Here is a 2,252-nt window from a genome sequence, read left to right as displayed (position 1 = left end):
CTCTATTGTAACCTCAGGGGTTACGGATTGCTAGCGTAATTTTTGTGAGCGCATAACTTTTAAATAAGGGGCGCATACGCGTGGGCTATAATGCGAAGCAGCCCACGTGTATGCGTCCCAGCGAACGAAGTGAGTGAGTTTATTGACTTGTTATATGACATTACTCACCGGCTAGCTTGCGGCCAAAGACTTCTGAAAGCCAAATTGCGATAACAATATAAACTACCAGCGGTAAAAGCAGCATAAAAGAAGAAAAAAGAATTAGTGCGTAGTAAAAGTCCGCATATGCTTGAAGGAAAGATGAGTTTATTAGGCATGTTTCTGACGTCATGCTGCCTTCATTCCATCCTTGGCAGTTCATCATTCCGAGTACTGGAAATATAAAAAATAATGAGTAGAAAGGAAGCCTACTTAGAAGCCAATTAAATCCTTTTTTGATCAAGTAAACCTCCTGTCATATAACACCCCACATAAGGGGCAGTAACACGTGGGCTAAAATCCGAGCGAAGCGACAGAGCCCACGTGTTACTGTCCCAGCGAGATAATTGGACTCCCCCGCACCTGAGGGCTTGGGGTAATATTTTTGTTACCACACAAAAAATATTAAAGAGAGTCCTTAATATGTATCGTACTAAAGTCGGCGTCGATTTAGCAAAAAATATAATTCAGGTTTGCACACTACACGGTAAAAAAGTTACGTCTAATGTAGGGATGAGTACCGTTGAATTTTCACTTTGGTTAGCTAAATCTAAACCTGTCACTGTAGCGTTTGAAGCTTGCTCTACTTCAAACTACTGGTATCAACAAGCCATTAAAGCTGGTCATGATGCTCGACTAATTAGTGCCAAATTGGTTAAAGCTGTTAGGCAAAACCAAAAAACGGATAAAAATGATGCATTGGCAATCGCACAGACCTTATTTTTACCAGAAGTGTCTTTTATAAACGGCAAAAATATTGAGCAACAACAGTTACAATCAATTCAACGATTGCGCGAGTTAGCAATAAAGAGCCAAAATGCCTCGCAGAAACAAATAGTATCATTATTGTTAGAGCTAAATATCCGTTTACCCAATACATAAGCTGGCTTACTAAATGGGTTAGAAGGGGTACTTGAAGATGGAGAGAATAATTTGTCTGATACCTTCCGTGCCACTCTTTTGGTCGCTAAAGTGCAACTTGAAAATATGATTAGCGCTATTCGTGAATACGATAAATATTTAGAACAGAGTATCCAATCATTACCTGATTGTAAGAAGCTATTAAAGCTTGAGGGTGTAGGTCCAGTTAATGCAGTAAACCTGTATATCGCACTAGGTGCAAATCAATCGCAGCCATTTAAGAGTGGAAAGAATGCGTCTGCTTGCATTGGTTTAACGCCCATTCAGCATTCCTCTGGTGGGAAAGAAGTCATGGGAACCATAGGTAAATATTGTAAAAATGGATCCCTTCGAAGTCAGCCGCAAGCTTGGAGCATGAAAGCTCGCCAGCGAGACTTGGCCGTTTGTTCGCGTAAACATCAGTGAGCCAGAGATAGCTTCTCTACTAGAGCTCGAACATAAGCACGCATTTTTCTTTTTGTGATATTAAATTTTGGTTGTTGACATGGGGGAGTCCACATAAGCCTGCGAGCGGCTTAATGTGATTGTTATGCGCTATTGACTTACAACGCGCAAGTACCATAATTAGGTATATATTGGTACTTGGAGAAATCAGATGGCTAAAAACACCAGCATTACCCTTGGAGACCATTTTGATGGCTTTATTGCAAGCCAAATTCAAACTGGTCGGTATGGTTCAGCAAGTGAGGTGATTCGTTCAGCTCTTCGCTTGCTAGAAACACAGGAAACCAAATTAAACACTCTGCGTCAATTACTTGTAGCAGGTGAAGAAAGCGGTGAAGCTGAATACGACCTTGAGCATCTGATATCAGAACTAGACGGTGAATTAAAAGAGTGAAACCGTTTAAATTAACCGTACTAGCAAAATCAGATTTAAAAGATATCGCATTGTTTACACAACGGAAGTGGGGCCGAGAACAGCGTAATGTATATCTTAAACAATTCGACGATTCATTTTGGATGTTGTCTGAAAATCCTGATATTGGTAAAAGCTGCGACGAAATAAGAGATGGATACAGAAAATTTCCTCAAGGTAGCCATGTGATTTTCTACAAACAAACGGGCAGTCAGGAGATTCTGATCATAAGAATCCTTCATAAAAGTATGGATGTAAATCCTGTACGCTTTGGCGC

General features: G+C 40.5%; 5 protein-coding genes. 4 read left to right on the top strand and 1 reads right to left on the bottom strand.

Annotated features, from left to right (window positions below; all coding sequences use genetic code 11):
• Nucleotides 1–160: 160 nt before the first annotated feature.
• Nucleotides 161–442: a hypothetical protein gene (locus GVO62_RS19180; protein ID WP_159120613.1), complete on the bottom strand. Its 282-nt coding sequence runs from the start codon at nucleotides 440–442 to the stop codon at nucleotides 161–163.
• 179 nt (nucleotides 443–621) lie between these two features.
• On the opposite strand from GVO62_RS19180, the gene GVO62_RS19175 reads away from it, so the two are divergent.
• From GVO62_RS19175 to GVO62_RS19160, 4 genes are all read left to right on the top strand, one after another.
• Entirely contained in the window at nucleotides 622–1,080 is a 459-nt protein-coding gene (locus tag GVO62_RS19175) for an IS110 family transposase (protein ID WP_159120612.1), read from the top strand.
• A 51-nt stretch (nucleotides 1,081–1,131) separates the two neighbouring features.
• Nucleotides 1,132–1,524, top strand: a complete 393-nt coding sequence (locus GVO62_RS19170) for a transposase (RefSeq protein WP_159120611.1) — start codon at nucleotides 1,132–1,134, stop codon at nucleotides 1,522–1,524.
• Nucleotides 1,525–1,714: 190 nt separating this feature from the next.
• Entirely contained in the window at nucleotides 1,715–1,957 is a 243-nt protein-coding gene (locus GVO62_RS19165) for a type II toxin-antitoxin system ParD family antitoxin (protein ID WP_014978218.1), read from the top strand.
• Nucleotides 1,954–2,252: type II toxin-antitoxin system RelE/ParE family toxin (locus GVO62_RS19160; RefSeq protein ID WP_069943669.1), on the top strand; the 299-nt coding region annotated here is incomplete at its 3' end. The genes GVO62_RS19165 and GVO62_RS19160, both read left to right, overlap by 4 nt.

It is taken from the genome of Alteromonas sp. KUL150, assembly GCF_009811475.1.
GTDB classification, from domain to species: Bacteria; Pseudomonadota; Gammaproteobacteria; order Enterobacterales; family Alteromonadaceae; genus Alteromonas; species Alteromonas gracilis.
Note: the sequence above shows the minus strand (reverse complement) of the source record. Positions and strands in the feature narration are given on the sequence as shown.

Coding starts and splice junctions, on each gene's coding strand:
- GVO62_RS19165 (WP_014978218.1), top strand. CDS start 1,715: ATGGCTAAAAACACCAGCATTACCCTTGGAGACCATTTTGATGGCTTT.
- GVO62_RS19175 (WP_159120612.1), top strand. CDS start 622: ATGTATCGTACTAAAGTCGGCGTCGATTTAGCAAAAAATATAATTCAG.